The organism is Micromonospora sp. LZ34, from assembly GCF_052981855.1.
Map to the genome: position 1 here is coordinate 22,749 of NZ_JBRIQN010000042.1, position 19,458 is coordinate 42,206.

Here is a 19,458-nt window from a genome sequence, read left to right on the forward strand (position 1 = left end):
CATGGCGAACCCGGTGATCCTGACCATCGACGACGACCCCGTGGTGTCCCGGGCGGTGGCCCGCGACCTGCGCCGTCGCTACGGTGACCGGTACCGGGTGGTGCGGGCGGCCTCCGGCGCCGACGGGCTGACGGCGCTGCGGGAGATCAAACTCCGGGGCGAGCAGGTGGCGGTGCTGCTGGCCGACTACCGGATGCCGGAGATGAACGGCATCGAGTTCCTCGAGGCCGCGATGGACCTCTTCCCGGCCGCCCGCCGGGTGCTGCTCACCGCGTACGCGGACACCGACGCCGCGATCGACGCGATCAACCTCGTCGACCTGGACCACTACCTGCTCAAACCGTGGCACCCGCCGGAGGAGAAGCTCTACCCGGTGGTGGACACGCTGCTGGAGGCGTGGGCGGCCACGCCGGACGCGGCGGCCACCGAGATCCGGGTGGTGGGGCACCGCTGGTCGGCACCGTCGTTCGCGGTGCGCGACTTCCTCGCCCGCAACCTGGTGCCGTTCCGCTGGCTGCTCGCCGACGATCCAGAGGGCGTCCGGCTGCTCGCCGCGGCCGGGGCCACCGAGGCGGACCTGCCGCTGGTCGTCACCACCGAGGGCAAGGCCCTGATCGCGCCGACGGAGGCGGAGCTGGCCGGACTGGCCGGGCTCACCGTGGTGCCCGCGGCCGACTTCTACGACCTGGTGGTGATCGGTGGCGGCCCGGCCGGCCTCGGCGCGGCGGTGTACGGCGCGTCCGAAGGACTGCGCACGGTGCTGGTCGAACGCCGGGCCACCGGCGGGCAGGCCGGGCAGAGCAGCCGGATCGAGAACTACCTGGGCTTCCCCGACGGGGTGTCCGGCGCGCAGCTCACCGACCGGGCGCGCCGGCAGGCGCTGAAGTTCGGCGCCGAGCTGCTCAGCACCCGGGAGGTGGTGGGCCTGAGCGAGGCCGGCTCCGCCCGGCTGCTGCGCTTCGGCGACGGCACCGAGATCGCCGCGCACACCGTCGTGCTGGCCACCGGGGTGTCCTACCGGGTGCTCGACGCGCCGGGGCTGGCCCGGTTCACCGGGCAGGGCGTCTTCTACGGCTCCACCGCCACGGAGGCGCCGAGCTGCGTGGAACAGGACGTCTACATCGTCGGCGGGGCCAACTCGGCCGGCCAGGCGGCGGTGCACTTCTCCCGGTACGCCGCGCGGGTGCACCTGCTGATCCGCGGCGCGGACCTCACCGCCTCGATGTCGCGCTACCTGATCGACCAGCTCGACCGGATCGACAACGTCACCGTGCACCCGCACACCGTGGTGGCCGGCGGGTCGGGCGACGGCCACCTCGAACAGCTCACCCTCTGCGACACCCGCACCGGCCGGGCCCGCCAGGTGGCGGCGTCCTGGCTGTTCATCTTCATCGGGGCGGAGCCACGAACGGAGTGGCTGGACGGGGTGCTGGTCCGGGACCGGCCGGGTTTCGTCGTCACCGGGCCCGACCTGGTCACCGACGGGCGGCGGCCGGCCGGCTGGGCGCTGTCGCGGGATCCGTACCACCTGGAGACCAGCCTGCCGGGCGTCTTCGCCGCCGGCGACGTGCGGGCCCAGTCGGTGAAACGGGTCGCGTCCGCGGTCGGCGAGGGCGCCATGGCCGTCTCCCTCGTGCACCGTTACCTGGAGGCGCAGTGACCACCCCGACGGAGCGGCTGACCCCCGGCCAGCTGCGCACCCTGTTCCTGTTCGAGTCGCTCGACGACGAGCAGCTCGGGTGGCTGGCCGAACACGGCCGGGTGGAGCGGCGCGCCGCCGGCGCCGTCGTCTACCCCGAGGGCGCCGCGGCGACCTGCTTCTACGTCCTGCTCGCCGGGGCGGTGACGCTGAGCCGACGGGTGCACGGCGACGACGTGGTGGTCAGCCGTACCGACCAGCGCGGGGTGTACGGCGGGGCCACCCAGGCGTACCTCGACGACCAGGTCGAGCAGGTCTACCGCAACACGCTGCGGGCGGTCACCGACGCGGAGTTCTTCGTCCTTCCGGCGGAGACCTTCGCGTACGCCGTCCGCTCCTGGTTTCCGATGGCGATGCACCTGCTGGAGGGGCTCTTCTTCGGCATGCGGGACAGCCAGGCCATCGTCGGCGAGCGGGAACGGCTGCTGGCGCTCGGTTCGCTGTCCGCCGGGCTGACCCACGAGCTGAACAACCCCGCGGCGGCGGCGGTCCGGGCCACCTCGGTGCTGCGCGACCGGGTGGCCGGGATGCGGCACAAGCTGGCGATGATCGCCGACGGCCGGCTCGACGGCCGGGCGCTGCACACGCTCGTGGAACTGCAGGAGGAGGCGGTCGCGCGGGTGGCCGCCGCGCCGCAGCTGAGCCCGATGGCCGCGGCGGACGCCGAGGACGCCCTGACGGACTGGTTGGCGGAGCGCCAGGTCGGTGCCGCCTGGGACCTGGCGCCGACGCTGGTCGGCGGTGGGCTGGACGAGGCGTGGCTGGCCCGGGTGCAGGCGGCGGTGGGTGCGGCGGACCTGGAGGCCGCCGTCCGGTGGTTGACCTACACGGTCGAGACCGAGCTGCTGATGCGGGAGATCGGCGACGCGGTCACCCGGATCTCCGGCCTGGTCGGCGCGGCCAAGCAGTACTCGCAGCTGGACCGGGCGCCGTACCAGGTGGTCGACGTGCACGACCTGCTCGACGCCACGCTGGTGATGTTCAAGGGGAAGCTGCCCGCCGGGGTCCGGCTGGTCAGGGAGTACGACCGCGGTCTCCCGCACATCCCGGCGTACGCCGCGGAGCTCAACCAGGTCTGGACCAACCTGATCGACAACGCGCTCGGCGCGATGGGGGAGCAGGGCACCCTGACCGTCCGCACCGGACGGGAGGGCGATCTCCTCGCGGTGGAGATCGCCGACACCGGGCCGGGCATCCCCGCGGACGTGCGGCCGCGCATCTTCGAGCCGTTCTTCACCACGAAGCCGGTCGGCGCCGGCACCGGCCTGGGGCTGGACATCTCGTACCGGATCGTGGTCCGCAAGCACCACGGCGACATCCGGGTCGAGTCGGCCCCGGGTGACACCACCTTCCGGGTGCTGCTGCCGCTGGCCGCCGGACCGTCGCCGGCGTCCGGAGTGGAGCCGGCGTCCTGACCCGGTCCCGCCCTGGCCGACACGCCGTTGGCACGCGCGTTCGACACGCCGATCACGTCACGACACGAGTCGGTCGCCGGCAGTAATCTCGGGCGGCCGGTTCAGCTGCGTCCGCCCGGGAGGGGTCCGTGGAGTCGATGGCCCGCCAGCGCCACCCGTCCGAGCCGGACGACTCCCCGGCCGAACCGGCCGCCGATGCCGCCACCGGCCCGGTGCTGCCGGAGCTGGAGGACGCCGTCTGGATGCACCACGCCACCGACTTCGCGCACACCAGCTTCCGGGCGGTGGCCCGCCGGCTGCCCCGGCTGGTCCGGGAGGCGGTGGCGCTGGCGTGGGCGACCAGCCGTCGGGACACCGCTGCCTCCATCGGGCTGAACGTCGCCGCCGGGGTGATGACCACCTTCGGCCTGCTCGCCACGACCAGCGTGCTGCGCGAGCTGTTCGCCGCCGGTCCCACCCCGGACCGGGTGCGCGCGGCGCTGCCGGCGCTGGTCGTGGCCGCCACCGCAGTCGCCGCCCGGGGCGGGCTGCTGATCGCGGCCGGCTGGGCCCAGGCCCGGCTCACCCCGCAGATCAACTACCAGGTGGAGCTACGCCTCTTCGAGGCCACCACGGCGGTCGACCTCGCCGCGTTCGACGACGCCGGCTTCGCCGAGGAGATGGACCGGGCCCGGGACCGAGGGATGACCGAGGCGGCGTTCATCGTGGACCACACTGTCAACCTGGTCACCGGAGTGGTCGGGATGGTCGCCACCGCGGTGGCGGTCGCGGTGATCCAGCCGATCCTGCTGCCCTGCCTGCTGCTCGCGGCGGTGCCCGAGGCGGTCACCGCGGTCCGGGTGGCCCGCCGGCAGTACCTCGCCATGCTGGCCCGGATCACCCGCCGTCGGCGGATGTGGATGCTGGCGCACCTGGATGGCCAACCGGCGCACCGCGGCCGAGGTGCGTGCCTACCAGATGCGCGGGTTCCTGCTCGCCGAGTTCTGCCGCGTGATGGCCGTCGAGACCCGGGCCCACCTGCGCCTGGTCCGGTCGCTGACCGGCACCCGGCTGGTGGGCGCGAGCATCGCCGGGCTCGCCGCGTTCGGCGTCTACGCCGTCCTCGGCGCCCTGCTCCTCGGCGGGCTGGTCGCGCTCGCCGCCGCGGCGACCGCGCTGCTGGCCCTCCAGTCCGCGCGGAGCAGTCTCGGTGTCGCGGTGCTGGCCACCAACTCGCTCTACGAGGACGCGCTCTACTACCAGGACTACCGCAACTTCCTGGAGCGCGCCCAGGCCCGGATGCCGGCCGGTGGCGGGCGGCCGGTCGACGGCTTCGAGATGATCGAACTCGACCGGATCAGCCTGCGCTACCCGGACACCGCACAGCCGGCCGTCGACGAGGTGAGCCTCACCGTGCGACGAGGGCAGGTGATCGCCCTGGTCGGCGAGAACGGCTCGGGCAAGACCACGCTGGCCAAGCTCATCGCCGGGCTGTACCGGCCGACCGCGGGCGCCATCCGGTGGGACGGCGTGGACACCACCGACCTCGACCCGTACGCCGTGGGTGGCCAGGTGGCGGTGATGAGCCAGGACTGGTGGAGGTTCCCGTTCACGGCCGGGCAGAACATCCGGATCGGCCGCCACGACCGGCCGCCCGACCGGCCCGGGCCGAGCGTGCGGGAGGCGGCCCGTTCGGCCGCCGCCGACGAGATGATCGACAACCTGCCGTACGGCTACGACACGTTGCTCGACCGGGAGTTCAAGAACGGCCACGACCTCTCCGGCGGGCAGTGGCAGCGGCTGGTCGCCGCGCGCGGGCTCTACCGCGACGCCGCGCTGTTGATCTGCGACGAGCCGTCCGCCGCGCTCGACGCCCGGGCCGAGCACGCGCTGTTCCGGCACCTGCGCCGGCACCCGGACCGGGCCGTCATCCTGATCACCCACCGGCTCGCCAACGTCCGGCACGCCGACCAGATCTTCGTGCTCGACCAGGGGCGGCTGGTCCAGCAGGGCACCCACGACGAGCTGATGGCCGCCGGCGGTCTCTATCGAGAGCTGTTCGAGCTGCAGGCCAGCGGTTACCTGGCCCGCGGCCCGGAGGCCGGGGACGCGGTCGCCCGCTGACCCGGCCCCCTGGCGCCAGCGCACCCTCCCCGCGGTACCGAGTCCCCGCGCCACCGGGTGTTGACCTCGAGTGCACTCGAATTCCTAGCGTGGGCGACGTCGCCGGCGGGTCCGCCGCCGGGGCGGACACCGCGAGGAGCACGAGTATGCGTTACCGGGTACTGGGCGGCACCGGCATCGAGGTCAGCGTCCACGCCCTCGGCACGATGATGTTCGGCGCGGTCGGCAACCCCGACCACGACGACTGCGTGCGGATCATCCACGCCGCGCTCGACCGGGGGGTCAACCTCGTCGACACCGCCGACATGTACTCCGCGGGGGAGAGCGAGCGGATCGTCGGCCGGGCGCTGCGCGGCCGGCGCGACGACGTGGTGCTCGCCACCAAGGTGCACTTCCCGATGGGCGAGGGCCCCAACCGTGGCGGCAACTCCCGGCGCTGGATCCTGCGGACGGTGCACGAGAGCCTGCGCCGGCTGGACACCGACTGGATCGACCTCTACCAGGTGCACCGCCCCGACCACACCACCGACATCGAGGAAACCCTCGGCGTGCTCAGCGACCTCGTCCGGGCCCGCACCATCCGGGCGTTCGGCTGCTCCACCTTCCCGGCCGAGGAGATCGTCGAGGCGCAGCACGTCGCCGAGCGGCGTGGCCTGGGCCGGTTCCGCACCGAACAGCCGCCGTACTCGATCCTGGCCCGGGGGATCGAGGCCGACGTGCTGCCGGTCAGCCAGCGGTACGGCATGGGGGTGCTGGTCTGGAGCCCGCTCGCCTCCGGGTTCCTCTCCGGCCGGTACCGGGAGGGCCGCCCGGTGGACCTGGCGACGGGGCGTCCCGGGCTGACCCCGGCCCGCTTCGACCCGTCGCTGCCGGGCAACGCGGCCAAGTACCGGGCGGTCGAGGAACTGGCGGAGCTGGCCGCGAGCCTCGGCCGTACGCTGCCGGAGCTGGCGGTCGCGTTCACCGTGGCCCACCCGGGCGTCACCTCGGCGATCATCGGCCCGCGCACCATGGCCCAGCTGGACGGGCTGCTGGCCGGCGCCACCCTGAGCCTGGACGACGCCACCCTCGACCGGATCGACGAGATCGTCCCACCGGGCACCAACCTGTACGCCCCGGACGGCGCGTGGCGTCGGCCGGCGCTGACCGACCCGGCCCGCCGGCGCCGCCCGACCGCCGACCGCGCCGCCGCCTGACGGTCACTCCGGGATGGCCGTCGGGCCGTCGACGGTGTCCCGTCCGGAGCCGCCTGCTGACCGTAGCCGGCACGCCGTGGCCCGGACTCCCCAGCGGGAAGCCCGGGCCACGGCTGTGCCACGAGGCGGGCGTCAGCTGGAGTAGCCGCGCTGGGCAATCCAGGTGGCCACCTTGTCGTCGGTCATCCAGTAGTGCTTCTTCGGGTCGTACGGATCGGCGATCTGCAGCGTCTCGCCGTTATCGCGGTAGCCGATGATGGTCACGTAGTGTCCGCCCGGGAACGAGTGCCGGCGTCCCTCGGTGTCGACGGCGGTGCCCATGGTGTTGGCCACCACGCCACGCTTGGCGTCCACCGCCTCGATCACGTCGGTGCGCAGCCTGTCGACCTGTTCCGGCTCGGCGGTGGGGCCACTGATCACGGTGGTCTCGTAGCCGCCGCCGGTCATCTCGTTGAGCACCCGGGTGGCGTCGTCGGCCGACCTGGTGCCGGCCCTGGTGGTGCCCAGCTTCTCGGCCACCTCCCGCTGACTCGGGGTCTTGCCCTGCGTGGAGAGGGCGATCCGGGTCGCGGCCGGAGCGCAGTAGTAATCGTTGGGCTGTCGCTGGTAATCGTGGTCGAGCACCTTCTTGTCCTGACCAGGGGGCTCCTCCGCCTGCACCGCGATGGCCGGCTTCGCCGGCGCGGTCTCGGCGGTGATTGCCGGAACCGCGACGGCTCCACCGGTCATCAGCAGACCGGCAACCGACAGCGCGCTCTTGCGGAAGATCGAGTTCATCGTGAAGCTCCCATCGGGTTGACGCCGCTGGGATCGGAAGCGCAAGCACCGCAGGTGGCAGAACGCGGTACGCCGGAGGTCGACTGCTTCCGGACGCTCCCGGTTCCCGGGCTCTCGATTGGCTTCCCGGCTCTCGCCGGATGGTTACCCGACCCGGGTTCGCGAAAACGCCCCCACGACCGCGCGGTTGGTACTAGACTGCTCCTCCCCACGGGGCCCCGCCGGTTCCGTCGACGCATTCTCACCGGCTGCGTCGGCCGTCCGGGACCGCTCCCAGCCAAAGGCCGGCACCGAGCCCCGATCTCGACCGATCCACAGTGCCGTTCGCCGCGTCCCGAGCGTGTGGCGAGCATGGCGCCGGGACAGTCGCCCTCACCGGCAATCACCGCCCCGCCAGGCGGACGCACGACCCGGCAGGCAGTCACCGGCCGCCCGGCGCCGCCCTGGTCGCTCAGGTGCCGGCAGGCTTGTTGGGCATCCTCGTTCGCCACCCGCCCCTACGGATGAACCACCGGGCCGGTCGGGCATCGTCGTGCGATACCCAACCGGCCACGGGTGAACTACCGGGCGGCAGGCGGCAGGGACGCCTGGCCGATGCCGCCGATGGTCGTGTGCGGCTCAGATTCGCCGGGCGGTGCGCCACCGATCCGGCCAGTAACCCATGCCGTCGAGGATGGGCTCGCCGGACAGGTCTCCCATGGTCGGACCGTCCGTCTGGGAACGGCTGGAGACGAACCGGTGGTGGCCGCTGTCATCGAGGCCGAGGTAGATGCCGGAGTGGTCGATCTGCCGGCTCGGCATCGGCTGGGCGTTGAAGAACAGCAGATCGCCGGGGAGCAGGCGGTCGATGCCGCGGGGCCGCTGGCCGGTGTTGGGCGTGAGGGCCACACCTGGGCCCACCTCGGCCATCGCGTACGCCCGGCGCGGCAGCCCGTCGCCCGGGTTGTTGGTGCCGAGCAGCGGATATCCGAGCCGGTGACCGTAGACCATCCGCAGATAGCCGGAGCAGTCCAGGGCGAGCGCACGTTGCGGCGAGGGCAGTTCGTTCTTGCCGTCCGGGAACGTCCACGGCTCCTGCAGGTAGTCGTAGAAGTCGGAGCGCTCCTGCCGGCCATCCGGATCCGCGGGGTCCGGCGGCCCGAACGAGGCGTCACCCGAATACTGCTGTCCCTGGTTGTCCTTCTTCGCCGGGGCTCCGTCGACGTACTCCATGGCGATCGCCAACACGTCCGGTGAGCGGTCGTTGCGCACCCCGGCGAGCCAGTCGGTGAACCACTGCTCGTGTTCGGCGCCGGCACGCCACGGCTGCGGTGCGAGGCGAACCCAGACATTGGTCTCGACCTTCGCAGCGGTGAAGCGAGGCTCCTCGAACGTCCGGAGCGGACCGTAGATCTGCACGGTACGCGCGCCATCGGTCATGGTCGCGACGGGCTGCCCCGACGAGTCGATGATCTCCGTACGATCAGGGTCCGTCGAGCGCTGGTAGGTGTACCCGGACGTGCCGCGGGTGGGGCCCTGGGACGGCTCGCCCGCGCCCAGGGTGATCACCGGTTGGTCCGCCGGCGACGGCAGCACCAGGGCATAGGTGCCCGCGCCGACGGCGAGCAACATGGCGAACACGCCGGTAGTCAGAAGTACGGTCCGTCTGCGAACGTACGTCCAGTACTTCATGCCCGCGTCTCCTTTCGCGACTCGGCTCTGTGGCTGCGCTCAGGTCACCGGCACGAAGCCGGCGACAACGCCGCTGTACGCGACCCCGAACGTGATGGCGGTCACGATGAAGGTCGCCATGATGGTGGCCTTCGGCGGCTGCCGTACGAGCTGGTACGCGATGAGCCCAGGGATGACGAAGCCCAGCGTCTGGTGGGCGAACAGCAGCGGAAGGTCGCGTTGGACGATGACGAACAGGGTCAGCTGCAACAGGACGCTGAGCAGTACGATCGCCGCGAACAGCCGCTTGCCGTAGAGGATGACCACCCGTTGCATCAGCCGGGTGAGCAGGTAGGTGAGCACGGTCATCCCCGCGATGATCACCGCCTGCAGCTGGTCCTCGATGAGTGTCAGCGCGATCCACCCGGGCGTGATCATGCCGCCCGGCGAGAGGTTGGTGGTCAGGTAACACAGCAGCGCGAACACCAGGCCGATCCCGAGGCTCGCGGTAGCCAACTGGGCACTGAGTTCTCCGCCGAAGGTCATCGCTGAATCCTTTCTCCGGTCGGCGTACGAAGCGTGGAGGCCGCTGGAGAGCCGTCCTCGCAGGTCCAGCCCGGCAGTTCCGCCAGTTTGTGGATCAGGACCTCGCCCTGCCCGTGGATGTTCCCGACGGCGACGATCGACGAGTCGGCCGGCGTCTCCGCCATCACGCCCTCGAGCAGGCTGTCAGGGGGAAGCTTGCCGCCGATGTCGACCACCCGGTCCTGAAGCTCGGACGGCACGCTCGTACGCGCGCTCTTGGTCACCTCGCCGATCAGAACTATCTTCTCCGGTCGCACCCGGCCGCTGAGCTCGCCCATTTGACCGTTGCGTTCGATCCGGTCCGGCCGGCAGTTGACCACCATCGTCAGCGGACGGGTGATGAGGTGCTGATTCTCCAGTTGCTGGATGTTCATGAAGGTGGATTCGGGATCGTTGGCGGCGAAGATGTTGGCGAACCGCATCCGCTTGCTGCCGTGCATCACCCGCGCCACGGACAGCACACCGGGGTCGGGCGGTGCTTCCCACATGCCCTTGAGTGCGCTGTGCCGGTCGACGCCCAGTTGCTCGGCGACGGCCAGTGCGATGGCGACGTTCTCCTTGAACGTGATCCACCCGAATCCATCCATCTCGCGGTCGGTCACCGACTCCGGATCGACCGCGATGAGGCGGCAGTCGCGTCGTTCGGCCTCCTCCTGCAGGATCGCCAGCCGTTCCCGCTCCGCGGTGATGCAGACCCCACCCACCGGCATGGACCGGCTCAGGGACCGGGCCACATCGTCCAGGGTGGGCCCCATCTCGGTGAGATGGTCCTCCCGTACGTTGCACAGCACCCCGATGTTCGACCGGATCAGCTTGCTCTGGTTGACCTCCTGCAGTGCCGGCATCACCGCCATGCACTCCATGACCAGGGCGTCGGGGTGGTAGACGGCGGCCCGCCGCACGATCCCGATCTGCTCCACCACATTCGCGATGCCGAACTTCCGGTGCACCGGCTCCTCACTGGCGTCCGGGAAGATGAACCGGGCGGCGGTGCCGGTGGTCTTGGCCACCACCACCCGGCCACCGCCGCGCAACGCACCGGCACAGAGCCGGGTGATGGAACTCTTACCGCGGATGCCGTTGACCAGCACGCGGTCCGGGATCTTCACCAGGTTGCGGTCGTGGTTGCGGTGCTCGACGATCCCGGCGCCGAGCAGAGCCAGGCAGCAAAGGACGAATACGACGTATAGGTATGCCACGTCAGTCCCCTTCGTCTCGGCCGGCAGGGTGGTTGCCGGCGCGATAGACGGTCGGCGGGGCGACCCTCTCCGCGTCGGCTCGCGGCGGAATCTCGGGGAGCACCGCCGTCGGGTCGTCCTCCGTGCCGCGTATCCGCGTCACGCCGCCCAGGCGGGCGGAGCCGGTGTGCCGGGCCTGACGGCAGATCTCCAGACACATCGCCAGTTCCCCGATGTCATCGTGTCGTTGCGGCGGGATGGGCTCCTCTACCGAGCCGTCGCGGATCTTGTCGGCTTCGGTCGCGAGCCGCCGCAGCGGCCGGGCGAAGACGTAGTACTGCCACACCTGGGTGAGCAGCACGACGCCTGTGGCGGCGCCGGCGACCAGCAGCGTCCAACGGCGCCCGTCGCTCTGCGGCAGCCGCAGTCCGGCGAGATCCTGTTCCACGACCAGCGACCACTTCAGCGGAGCAACCGTGTTGGGCTTGTTCAAGCCGGACGCCGCGATCAACGCCGCACCGCCGCCGGGTTTCTCGGCCCGCCCCACGGTGCCGCCGTTCAGCGCCTCGGCCGCGGCACCACGCGCGCTACCCTCCAACTCCTCGAAGGCGCGGAAGCCCTCGGAGTCGAAGACGGTCCGCAGGTCCTCGTCCACGACCCGTGCCTGACCGTCCACCTCACGCAGCATCTCCAGCAGGTAGTCGATGTCGTACTCACCGACGGTCGCGACGCCGTTGGCGCCCACCCGGAAGGCGTAGACCACCGGGACTCGGGCGGTCTTGTCGTCCAGATCGATCCCGGACTCACCCCGCAGCCGCTCCTTACGCAGCGGCTCACGCCCGGCAGAGCTGATCACCGAACCGTTCGAATCCATCACGTAGAGGGTGCGGAACCGTTGCTTGTCGGCCAGTTCCTGCTTGAGCAGCGGGGTCATCTGGGCCGGGTCGCCGGCCTCGGCGGCCTGGGAGATGCGGATCACCGTCTGCAGCCCGTTGTTGAGCGCCCTACCCATCAGGGTGCTCGCCGCCTCGGCCCGGCTCTCCTCGTCCTTGACGAGTTGCTCGGGGATCGACGGCTTGGGCGCGCCGATCGTCGTCGCCACGGCCGCCGCCGGCCAGAGCAGAGCCGCGACCGTGGCCACGGCCAGGCCCTGCGTCACGGTCGGCCGCCACCGCCACCGCCACCGGGTGCGCGGAGCGCTGGCGGACGAGGGCTCACCGGACGTGGTGGCCAGCGCCTGGGCGATGCGGTGCGCCTCCGCGATGCGCAGCGGGTGCCGCTTCTTCGGGGCGGCACCGGAGGCGTTGGCCTTGGCCTGATCGAGCACCGAGCGCACGGGCCGGACCAGCGCCAGCCGCATCAGCAGGAAGCTCGGCACCGCCAGTGCCAGCAGGGTCAGGCCGAGCAGGAGACCGCGGACCGTGGAGGTACCGCCCGTCTCCTCCGCGACGATCAAGGTCGCCAGCGTCACGCCGGTGTTCCCCACCGGCGCGGAGGAGACGACAAGTTGTCGATCCGGCCACTCGGTCACCCTGATCGGGTGGCCCTCGCTGGACTCCGACTGTGCCAGTCCGCGGAAGACCACCGGCAGGTGGACCTCGTCGACGGCACTGACCCCCTGCATCAGGGTGCTCTTGCCGTCCGGCGTGATCACGAAGACGCCCTGTCGGGCCTTGGGGTTGAGCCGCAACTCGTCCATGTTGAGCGGCTGCATCGCCAGCAGAGTCCGCGATCCGTCCAGCGCGATGTTGCGGACCAGCGCCGGACCGTCCTCCGTGGTGACCGGGAACACGTTGGCCGGCAACGTCGGCGGTAGCTGGTCCAACGGCACCTCTGGCCCGAGGGTCGCCAGCGGACGGCGGGTGGTGGTCTCCATGATCGTCGCCCCGTTCCAGGTGGCTCCGTCCCCCACCACCCGTTTCAGCAGCTCGGGGTCCGGGGTCCCTGGTGCCCGGGTCGAGACCTGCTGGTCGAGCTCCTCCACCGAGTGCTGGATGGTCAGTCGCGTGCTGGTGGCGACCTTCGACACGTTGTCCCGTTGCGAATCCACCACGGCCGGGGGCACGCCCCGCTGGTGGTTGAGTGCGAACCCCAGCACGATGGCCGCCGCCAGGAACATCGTCACCCAGAGATACACCAGCGACGGCTTACCGGAGCCCGCGGGAAAGCCGGCGCTCGGCAGCTGCTGCTCCAGCGCGCGGCGCCGCCAGGCGACCATCTCCTCCGGCGGCAGCGTCTCGGCCGGCTTCCCCGCTACGGGAGCGCTACCGCGGAACCTCTTCTGAGCTGTGTCCCGGTCAGGCGCAGGCTGTTCGCCTTCGCTCTTTCTATTCATGGCGACCCCTTCCCTTCCGCGAACACCGGAAGTTGCACGGTCGAATCGATCATCGGACTCGACGGGGTGAGCCAGCATCACCTCACCGGGACGACCTGGGCATGCCTCGAACCTCTGCCGGACCCCGCCAAGCGGTGGATGGGTCGGTATGACCCGATCATGGAACTCGGCAGGGTGAGCGGGCATCACCCGACCGAGATGAACCCGACGTATGAAGCCCTGCTCAGGTGCCGTTGGCGCAACCGGCTCCCGGCGACGGTCGCGCGGGCAGCCCGGCTCGACGCGGGACAGGCGCCATGATCGCCGCGCGGGCGGACCCGATCGAGGGTCGGCCAGCGCGGCGAACGGCGGAGCGTGCGGGCGCGTACGCCTGGACGGGCGCGTGACGCCGGCGCCGGCGGCCGCCCGGGAGATCCCAAGCGTGCCTCCGTCAGCCGCCAGCGCCGCGGTGGGGCCGGTTGGCCGGCGTGGCGTCAGCCCCCGGTGGCGGTGCCGTCCCGACGCGGGTCGGCCGCGCCGAGAAGCTGCTTGCCGCGGATCTCGATCGCGGTGAGTCCGCTGTCCAGGGCGATGAGCCGGGGACAGGGGTGCCGACGCTCGACGAGGCCCGGCATGCGCAGGGCGATCCGCCGGTTCGCTTCGATCTCCGACGGTGCGTCCCGTCTCCCGTCGCAGTCGCGGGTGATGTCCTGCCCGCTGTAGTGGCCCTGGTTGATCGCCTGCGCCGGGCCCATGCCGTCGACGATCACGCCAACGACGGTCTGCACCACGTAGTCGGGAATGTGCGAGCCGCCGGCGGCGCCCACCACGAGCTTCAGTTCCCTGCCCTCGCCGTCGAGCACGAGCGTCGGCGCCATCGAGGCCGTGGGCCGCTTCCCCGGCTGCAGGACGTTGACCGGCTTACCGGGCGAGACCGACGCCGTGTCCGTGAAGTTGTTCAACGCGTTGTTGAGGATCATCCCCTGCGCCTCCAGATGCGACCCGAAGTGGCTGTTGTTCGTGGTCGTCATGGAGATGGCGTTGCCCTCGGCATCGACGATGCTCACGTTGCTCGTCGGGTCACCGACATCCACGGTGGACGGTTCGTCGCCCACCTGCGGGGCGGGCCGTGGAATTCCCGGCGGGTCGCCCTGCTCGACCGGCCGGATCGCCCGATCCGGAGAGAACAGGGCGAAGCGGCTGTCGAGATACCGGTCGTCGAGGAGACCGTCCACCGGCACGCCGTGGTACTCCGGGTCACCGATGTAGGCGCGACGGTCGAGATTCGCCAGCCGGCTGGCCTCGATCGAGAGATGGATCCGGGCGGCCGAGCCAGGGTCGGTCTTCGCTACCTGGCCGCGTTCCAGCAACTTGAGCATCTCCAGCACCGCCACTCCGCCGAACGCGGCCGGCGGCGAGGTGCACACCGAGACGCCGAAAACCTTCCGGCACACCTCCGTGCGTTCCACGGTGGTGAAGTCGGCGAAGTCCTGCGGGGTCATCAGGGACGGAATCACCACTGGGCCCGCCGTGTTGCCCTTGAGCTTGATCGGCCCCTTGGCCGCGTGCTCGGCGATGGCCGGGGCGATCTTGCCGTTGGGATCGTAGAACGCCTCCGCGCCCCCGCTCCGCACCTGCCGCAGCACCTCTGCGATCTCCGGGTTGTAGAGGGTCGTTCCCACCGGCTTCGGCTCGTCGCCGTCGCAGTAACGGGGGCGCAGGTCGGGATAGTTGCAGCGCTTCCGTCCGTTGAAGCGCTCCTCGAAACCGTCGTGCAGGTTGGGTGACATCGGAAAGCCGTCCGCGGCCAACCTGATGGCGTCATCGAAGAGCTGATTCCACGGGAGCTTGCCGTACAACTCGTGCACGTCCGCGAGCACCCGCAGGGTGCCCGGAACGCCGAATGCGCGTCCGGTTGCCGAGGCGTCGTTCGGATAGCGATTCGTCCCGAGGTCCTCGGCCTCCTGCGCGGTGGGCGTCCGGAGATTCTCGGTCACGTTCTTCGGAGCCCTGGCCATGCCGTCGAAGAACCGGATGTCGCGGTCGTCCTCGTCCCAGTGGTTGATGAGGGTGCCGCCGGCCAGCCCGGAGGCGTGCGGCTCCACGACGGCGAGGACCGCCTGAACCGATACGGCGGCGTCCGCGGCACTACCGCCCTTGGCGATGATCTTGCAACCGGCCTCGGCGGCGAGGGGATGGGCGGCGGCCACCATGAACTTCTCGACGACCGCGTCGTCCTCCCGACCGCTCTTGCTTCTCGGATCCTTCATGCAGGCGTCGGCGGGCGCGGCAACCGATTGTGCGATGGGTGCCACGGCCACGGCGGACATACCCAGCGCCATCGCCAGCGCGGGAACGAGGTGATGCGCCGTGCGTGCGAACATAAAGTGACCTTTCGAGATCGGTCCGGAACGGAGCGTTGACGCTGAAACGTCACGGAGCTCCGTAACCGGAATGCTCTCTGTTTCCCGGGCCTGCCGTCCGCGCTGTCCGTCGCCCCGACGTCCCGCGTCGTGCCCTTCGCTCCACCGTTCCGAATCGGACGATCGGCCGGGTTCGGCACGGGCAACCTGCCGCAGTCGCACGCAGGCTCACCGCAGGAGGGCTGCTAGGGGCATCATCGATTTCACCCGGGTGACGGCGCAGGACATCGCCGGAAGTCGTGGCCCGCGTGGCGAAGGGGTCGCAGGTGATAGCGGGGAAAGTCCGATGTGGGGACAGGCCGAGAGCATCCCACCCGCACCGCCTGCCGCACCCGCCACCGAGGCCGGACCGTCGTCCCCGAATGGCCTCTGGTGGGTATTCGACAATCGAATGCATCGCAGTTCGGGTTGTCCGTTTCCGATTGCCCTTACCAACCGGAATCGCGGTTAGTTCTACGCTCCGTGAGGAAACGCCCCCGGAAAGTCCACTCCGTGTTAGCGTCGAGTAGGCGGGCCCTGTGGTGTGCGGCACTCCGGCACCACCACAGCGGACCTGATTGCCTGCCGATTACCGGTGGCCAGCGCCGCGCGCGGCCATCACATCCGTCCGGCGAACCGCGCGACATCCACCCGAGGGAGCAATCGTGCAGGAACGGATCGGCAACCCCGTGGGGCGTACCCGGTGGCGAAGGTTCGCCGCGATGCTGGTGCCGGCGAGCGTCGTCGCCGCCGGGATCGTCTTCGGCATGGCCAACGGCGCGATCGCGGCCTCGTTCGCGGTGTCCGGGCAGACGTTCAAGGTTTCGGCCTCGGAGTTGCAGGGGGAGGGCTTCGTCCAGTACGGCGGAGTGGCCCGAGAGGTCGACGGCACGGAGCACCCCGTGGCAGTCACCGGTATCCGCGAAGCACGGCTCTTCGACCTGTGCCAGTCAGTCAAGGCGCCGGGCGTTCCCGTAGTGCTCACCATCACCGGCGGCGGCGGCGGGAGGCCCGCCACGGCGAGCGACCTGCTGATCGACGTCGAGTCGCTCGAGGGTGACGTCACGTTTACCAACATCAACATCGGGCAGGACGCGTCGACCCTCGAGGGCGGTCCTGACGGCGCCAAGGGTCCCCGGGGTGCCTTCGGCCAGCAGGCCGACGCGGTGAACATCAAGAACCTGCGCCAGGTGGCGCGCTCCACTCAGGCCGGGACGTTCAGCCTCACCGGGCTTCGTTTGAAGGTCAACGTCGGCCCGGCCGCCAGGGAATGTTTCTGAGCCGACCGCCCGGGCCACCAGGGCACGCTCCGCGCGCCCTTCCCTGCGCTCCACTCCTTATCCGGCAGGAGGATGCGTGACAGACGTTGAACTCCAGCACGCCCGGCCTGGCCGGCTCCGCGGGGCATGGGGAGGTGTGCGCCGTTGGCGGCGGACCCGGCCCTTCTGGGGTGGCCTGCTCACCGGCCTGGCCGGCCTCGAGATCTTCGGCACCACCCAGATGTCGCTCGCTGGTCTCTCCTTCCAAACCGGGCCGACGGGCTTCCTCTCCTGGCTGATCCCCGCCATCCTGGTCACCTGCGGGCTGCTGATGTGGTTCAAGCCGCAGCACCGGGTCCTCTACGCCGTGGTCGCCGCGGTGACCGCCCTCTTCTCGCTGATCGGGGTGAACCTCGGCGGCTTCTTCATCGGTCTGATCCTCGGCATTGTGGGCAGCGCCCTGGGCTACGCGTGGGTGCTGGCCCCCGACCCTGCGGCCGGACGGGGAGAGCCCGACGACGACGGAACGACCCGAGGGTCGGCCGGCGAGGGGATGGGGCGGGACGCCTCGTCCGGCGACTCGCAGGACGAGTCACCGGACGAGGCGGGGACGCGGCACAAGCCGGCGACCGGGACGGCCCCTGACCTACCGGCCCCCGGTGCAGGCCCGGCGCCGAGCGGGAGCAGCCGGCCGTCGTCGACGAGCTGATGTCGGATCGGGACGGCATCGGCCCGCGCATCGCCTTGCGGGCACCCACTGAAGAGGGCACCCGCGGGTCGGGGACATACCAGCGAGCCGGTGGGCCGGAGGCGGAACCGCTCGTGCCTCGCAAGCCCGACCCCCGGATCTTCGCCGTGCTGCTCGGACTGCTCGGCCTCGCCGCCGCCGTGGCGCCCGCCGCGCTCAGCCCGGCCCGGGCGTCCATCCTGCCTGCCACCGCGCGGGACGGACCTACCTGCCCGAGCCCGCCAGCACCGAGCGGCGCGCCGCAGGAGAATCGGCCCGCGTCGGCCGGCCCGCACGGCGCCCTTCCGGCTCGCCCGATCGGATACCTCGAGACGCGCGCTGGCCACGTCGTCCGCACCGACGGGACCGGCGACGTGTTCGGCGGGGGACACCACGATGACGACGAGGGGGCCGCGACGCGGGCGAGGGCTTCCGCCGGACCCCTCCACCGGCTGTCCACGAACGTGCCGGCGACCCTTGCACCGGCAGCGTCGGGCGACTGCCGCCGACCGGAGTCGTCCCCGAACGCCACCGGCGGCGTCGACGCCGGGACGGCGTTGCCATGGATCAGCGCTGATCCGGGACAGCCGCTGGTGGCGACGACCCCCTCGAAGCTGACCGGCTCCACGCTGACCATGACCGGACTCCGGTTGGAAGGGATCGTCCAACTGCCCACCGCCGACGGCACCCTCACGGCGTTGAAGTTCAGCATGCACGAGGCGGTCACCGATGATGTCGCGCTGCGCCCGGCCGGCGCGCCCGACCGGACCGTTCGGTTCACCGCCGACCGGCTGACCGTGAGCGGCAACGTCGCGTTCTACGCCACCCGCTTCGTCGGAGGGCTCCCCGGCGTCAAGATCACGCTGGCCCCCGACCGGCCGTTGCCCGTCGGCGTCCCGATCCTGTCGCCCGCTGCGATCACCGTTACCGATCCCGCCATCGACCTGGCCTTCGTCAAGAGCGATACGCTGAGCGCCCGGTAGGAGAAGCTGCTCGTCGGTGCACCAACGCACCCCTGTCGCGGGTCCGGGGCCTTCCCGGCGGCGCGGCCATCGCGGACCCTCGCCGCGCCGGCCTCGCCGGTCGCCGCCGCGCCCACGCCGGCCGCCGCGCCGGGCTCCTGCCGGTCGGGCGCCGTCGAGGGACGACCCGGGCCGGGCGGGTCGTGATCGGGGCGTGCTTCCGGGTGACAATGCCGGGGTGGATCTCGCGGATCTGGTCAGGTTGAGCAAGCGGATGTCGCTCGCGCTGCGGCACCAGCCCGGCCGGTTCGGCCTCACGCCCGACGGGGCGGGCTGGGTGCCGGTCGGGGAGTTCCTCGCCGCGCTGCGGATCGACCGTGCCGACCTCGACGCGGTGGTGGCCGGCAACGACAAGCAGCGGTTCGCGGTCGAGCGGGGCCCGGACGGGGTGGAGCGGATCCGGGCCAACCAGGGGCACTCGATCCCGGTCGACCTGGGGTTGGTGCCGGTGCCGCCGCCGGACACGCTCTACCACGGCACCGGCGCGGCCGCCGTCGCGTCGATCCGGGCCACCGGCCTGCACCGCGGCGGGCGGCACCACGTCCACCTGTCGCCCGACGTCGAGACCGCCCGACGGGTGGGCGCCCGCCGGCCCGGGTCGGTCGTGGTGTTCACCATCGACGCGGCGGCGATGGCCCGCGACGGACACGTCTTCTACCGCAGCGCCAACGGCGTCTGGCTCACCGAAGCGGTCCCCGCCGCCTACCTGACCGGCACCGCCTGATCGTCACAGCACCGCCGGCGTCGGACGCGATGGCGTCTCAGCCGACGCGGCGGGCGAAGAAGTCGGCCAGCACCCGGTGTGCGTGGAGAAGGCCAGCTCGGTCGGCTCGGTCAGCACCAGCCACTCGGTGGCCTCCTCGGTCGGCGGCCGACGGCGGCAACTCCTCGGCCCGCCGCTCGGGCAGCTCGCCGAAGACCATCATGGTGCCGCCGGCCGGGGCGCTGTGCACTGCGAAGAGCCGCGCGTCCGCGGCGTCGGCGAGCAGACCGGTCTCCTCGCGCAGCTCCCGGACCAGCGCGTCGTTCCACTCCTCGCCGTACTCGACGAAGCCGCCGGGCAGCGCGAGCAGCCCGCGCGCCGGCTCGATGTCCCGGCGTACGACGACCACGCCGACAGGCCCGCGGCGG

Annotated in this window: 16 protein-coding genes; 8 read left to right on the top strand and 8 right to left on the bottom strand. The window is 71.4% G+C overall.

Features of this window, described 5'->3' with window-relative positions:
- The first annotated feature begins 1 nt into the window (after position 1).
- Both ACVCAH_RS30065 and ACVCAH_RS30070 read left to right on the top strand, forming a co-directional pair.
- On the top strand, positions 2-1,660 hold the full coding sequence (locus ACVCAH_RS30065) for an FAD-dependent oxidoreductase (RefSeq protein ID WP_447139607.1): 1,659 nt from the start codon (positions 2-4) through the stop codon (positions 1,658-1,660).
- The gene (locus ACVCAH_RS30070) at positions 1,657-3,114 is read left to right on the top strand and encodes an ATP-binding protein (protein ID WP_447139608.1); all 1,458 of its coding nucleotides are present in this window, start codon (positions 1,657-1,659) and stop codon (positions 3,112-3,114) included. Before ACVCAH_RS30065 ends, ACVCAH_RS30070 begins: the two co-directional genes overlap by 4 nt.
- Positions 3,115-3,704: 590 nt before the next feature.
- Here the strand turns inward: ACVCAH_RS30070 and ACVCAH_RS30075 are convergent.
- Positions 3,705-4,037, bottom strand: a complete 333-nt coding sequence (locus tag ACVCAH_RS30075; protein ID WP_447139609.1) for a hypothetical protein — start codon at positions 4,035-4,037, stop codon at positions 3,705-3,707.
- Here ACVCAH_RS30075 and ACVCAH_RS30080 point away from each other — a divergent pair.
- A complete protein-coding gene (locus ACVCAH_RS30080) occupies positions 4,030-5,217 on the top strand; it encodes an ABC transporter ATP-binding protein (protein ID WP_447139610.1) in 1,188 nt (395 codons plus the stop codon). The two genes, ACVCAH_RS30075 and ACVCAH_RS30080, sit on opposite strands and share 8 nt — an antisense overlap.
- Positions 5,218-5,363: 146 nt before the next feature.
- On the top strand, positions 5,364-6,413 hold the full coding sequence (locus ACVCAH_RS30085) for an aldo/keto reductase (protein ID WP_447139611.1): 1,050 nt from the start codon (positions 5,364-5,366) through the stop codon (positions 6,411-6,413).
- A 132-nt stretch (positions 6,414-6,545) separates the two neighbouring features.
- On the opposite strand, the gene ACVCAH_RS30090 is transcribed toward ACVCAH_RS30085, so the two are convergent.
- From ACVCAH_RS30090 to ACVCAH_RS30115, 6 genes are all read right to left on the bottom strand, one after another.
- Positions 6,546-7,190 (bottom strand): C39 family peptidase, encoded by a 645-nt coding sequence (locus ACVCAH_RS30090; RefSeq protein WP_447139612.1) that lies wholly within the window; start codon positions 7,188-7,190, stop codon positions 6,546-6,548.
- A gap of 618 nt (positions 7,191-7,808) precedes the next feature.
- Positions 7,809-8,801: an NlpC/P60 family protein gene (locus ACVCAH_RS30095; RefSeq protein ID WP_447139635.1), complete on the bottom strand. Its 993-nt coding sequence runs from the start codon at positions 8,799-8,801 to the stop codon at positions 7,809-7,811.
- Between the two features lie 99 nt (positions 8,802-8,900).
- Positions 8,901-9,386: a poly-gamma-glutamate biosynthesis protein PgsC/CapC gene (locus ACVCAH_RS30100; protein WP_447139613.1), complete on the bottom strand. Its 486-nt coding sequence runs from the start codon at positions 9,384-9,386 to the stop codon at positions 8,901-8,903.
- A complete protein-coding gene (gene pgsB, locus ACVCAH_RS30105; RefSeq protein ID WP_447139614.1) occupies positions 9,383-10,624 on the bottom strand; it encodes a poly-gamma-glutamate synthase PgsB in 1,242 nt (413 codons plus the stop codon). Before pgsB ends, ACVCAH_RS30100 begins: the two co-directional genes overlap by 4 nt.
- Before the next feature lies 1 nt (position 10,625).
- Entirely contained in the window at positions 10,626-13,016 is a 2,391-nt protein-coding gene (locus ACVCAH_RS30110) for a HAMP domain-containing protein (protein WP_447139615.1), read from the bottom strand.
- 395 nt (positions 13,017-13,411) lie between these two features.
- On the bottom strand, positions 13,412-15,502 hold the full coding sequence (locus tag ACVCAH_RS30115) for a gamma-glutamyltransferase family protein (protein WP_447139616.1): 2,091 nt from the start codon (positions 15,500-15,502) through the stop codon (positions 13,412-13,414).
- Positions 15,503-15,984: 482 nt separating this feature from the next.
- On the opposite strand from ACVCAH_RS30115, the gene ACVCAH_RS30120 reads away from it, so the two are divergent.
- The 4 genes from ACVCAH_RS30120 to ACVCAH_RS30135 all read left to right on the top strand — a co-directional run bounded on the left by ACVCAH_RS30120 (position 15,985) and on the right by ACVCAH_RS30135 (position 19,051).
- On the top strand, positions 15,985-16,599 hold the full coding sequence (locus ACVCAH_RS30120) for a DUF6230 family protein (protein WP_447139636.1): 615 nt from the start codon (positions 15,985-15,987) through the stop codon (positions 16,597-16,599).
- Positions 16,600-16,675: 76 nt separating this feature from the next.
- Positions 16,676-17,287 (top strand): DUF6114 domain-containing protein, encoded by a 612-nt coding sequence (locus tag ACVCAH_RS30125; RefSeq protein ID WP_447139617.1) that lies wholly within the window; start codon positions 16,676-16,678, stop codon positions 17,285-17,287.
- A 113-nt stretch (positions 17,288-17,400) separates the two neighbouring features.
- On the top strand, positions 17,401-18,288 hold the full coding sequence (locus ACVCAH_RS30130) for a hypothetical protein (RefSeq protein ID WP_447139618.1): 888 nt from the start codon (positions 17,401-17,403) through the stop codon (positions 18,286-18,288).
- Positions 18,289-18,505: 217 nt separating this feature from the next.
- On the top strand, positions 18,506-19,051 hold the full coding sequence (locus ACVCAH_RS30135; RefSeq protein ID WP_447139619.1) for an RNA 2'-phosphotransferase: 546 nt from the start codon (positions 18,506-18,508) through the stop codon (positions 19,049-19,051).
- 37 nt (positions 19,052-19,088) lie between these two features.
- Here the strand turns inward: ACVCAH_RS30135 and ACVCAH_RS30140 are convergent, their stop codons facing one another.
- A complete protein-coding gene (locus ACVCAH_RS30140; protein WP_447139620.1) occupies positions 19,089-19,439 on the bottom strand; it encodes an NUDIX domain-containing protein in 351 nt (116 codons plus the stop codon).
- Positions 19,440-19,458 lie beyond the last annotated feature (19 nt).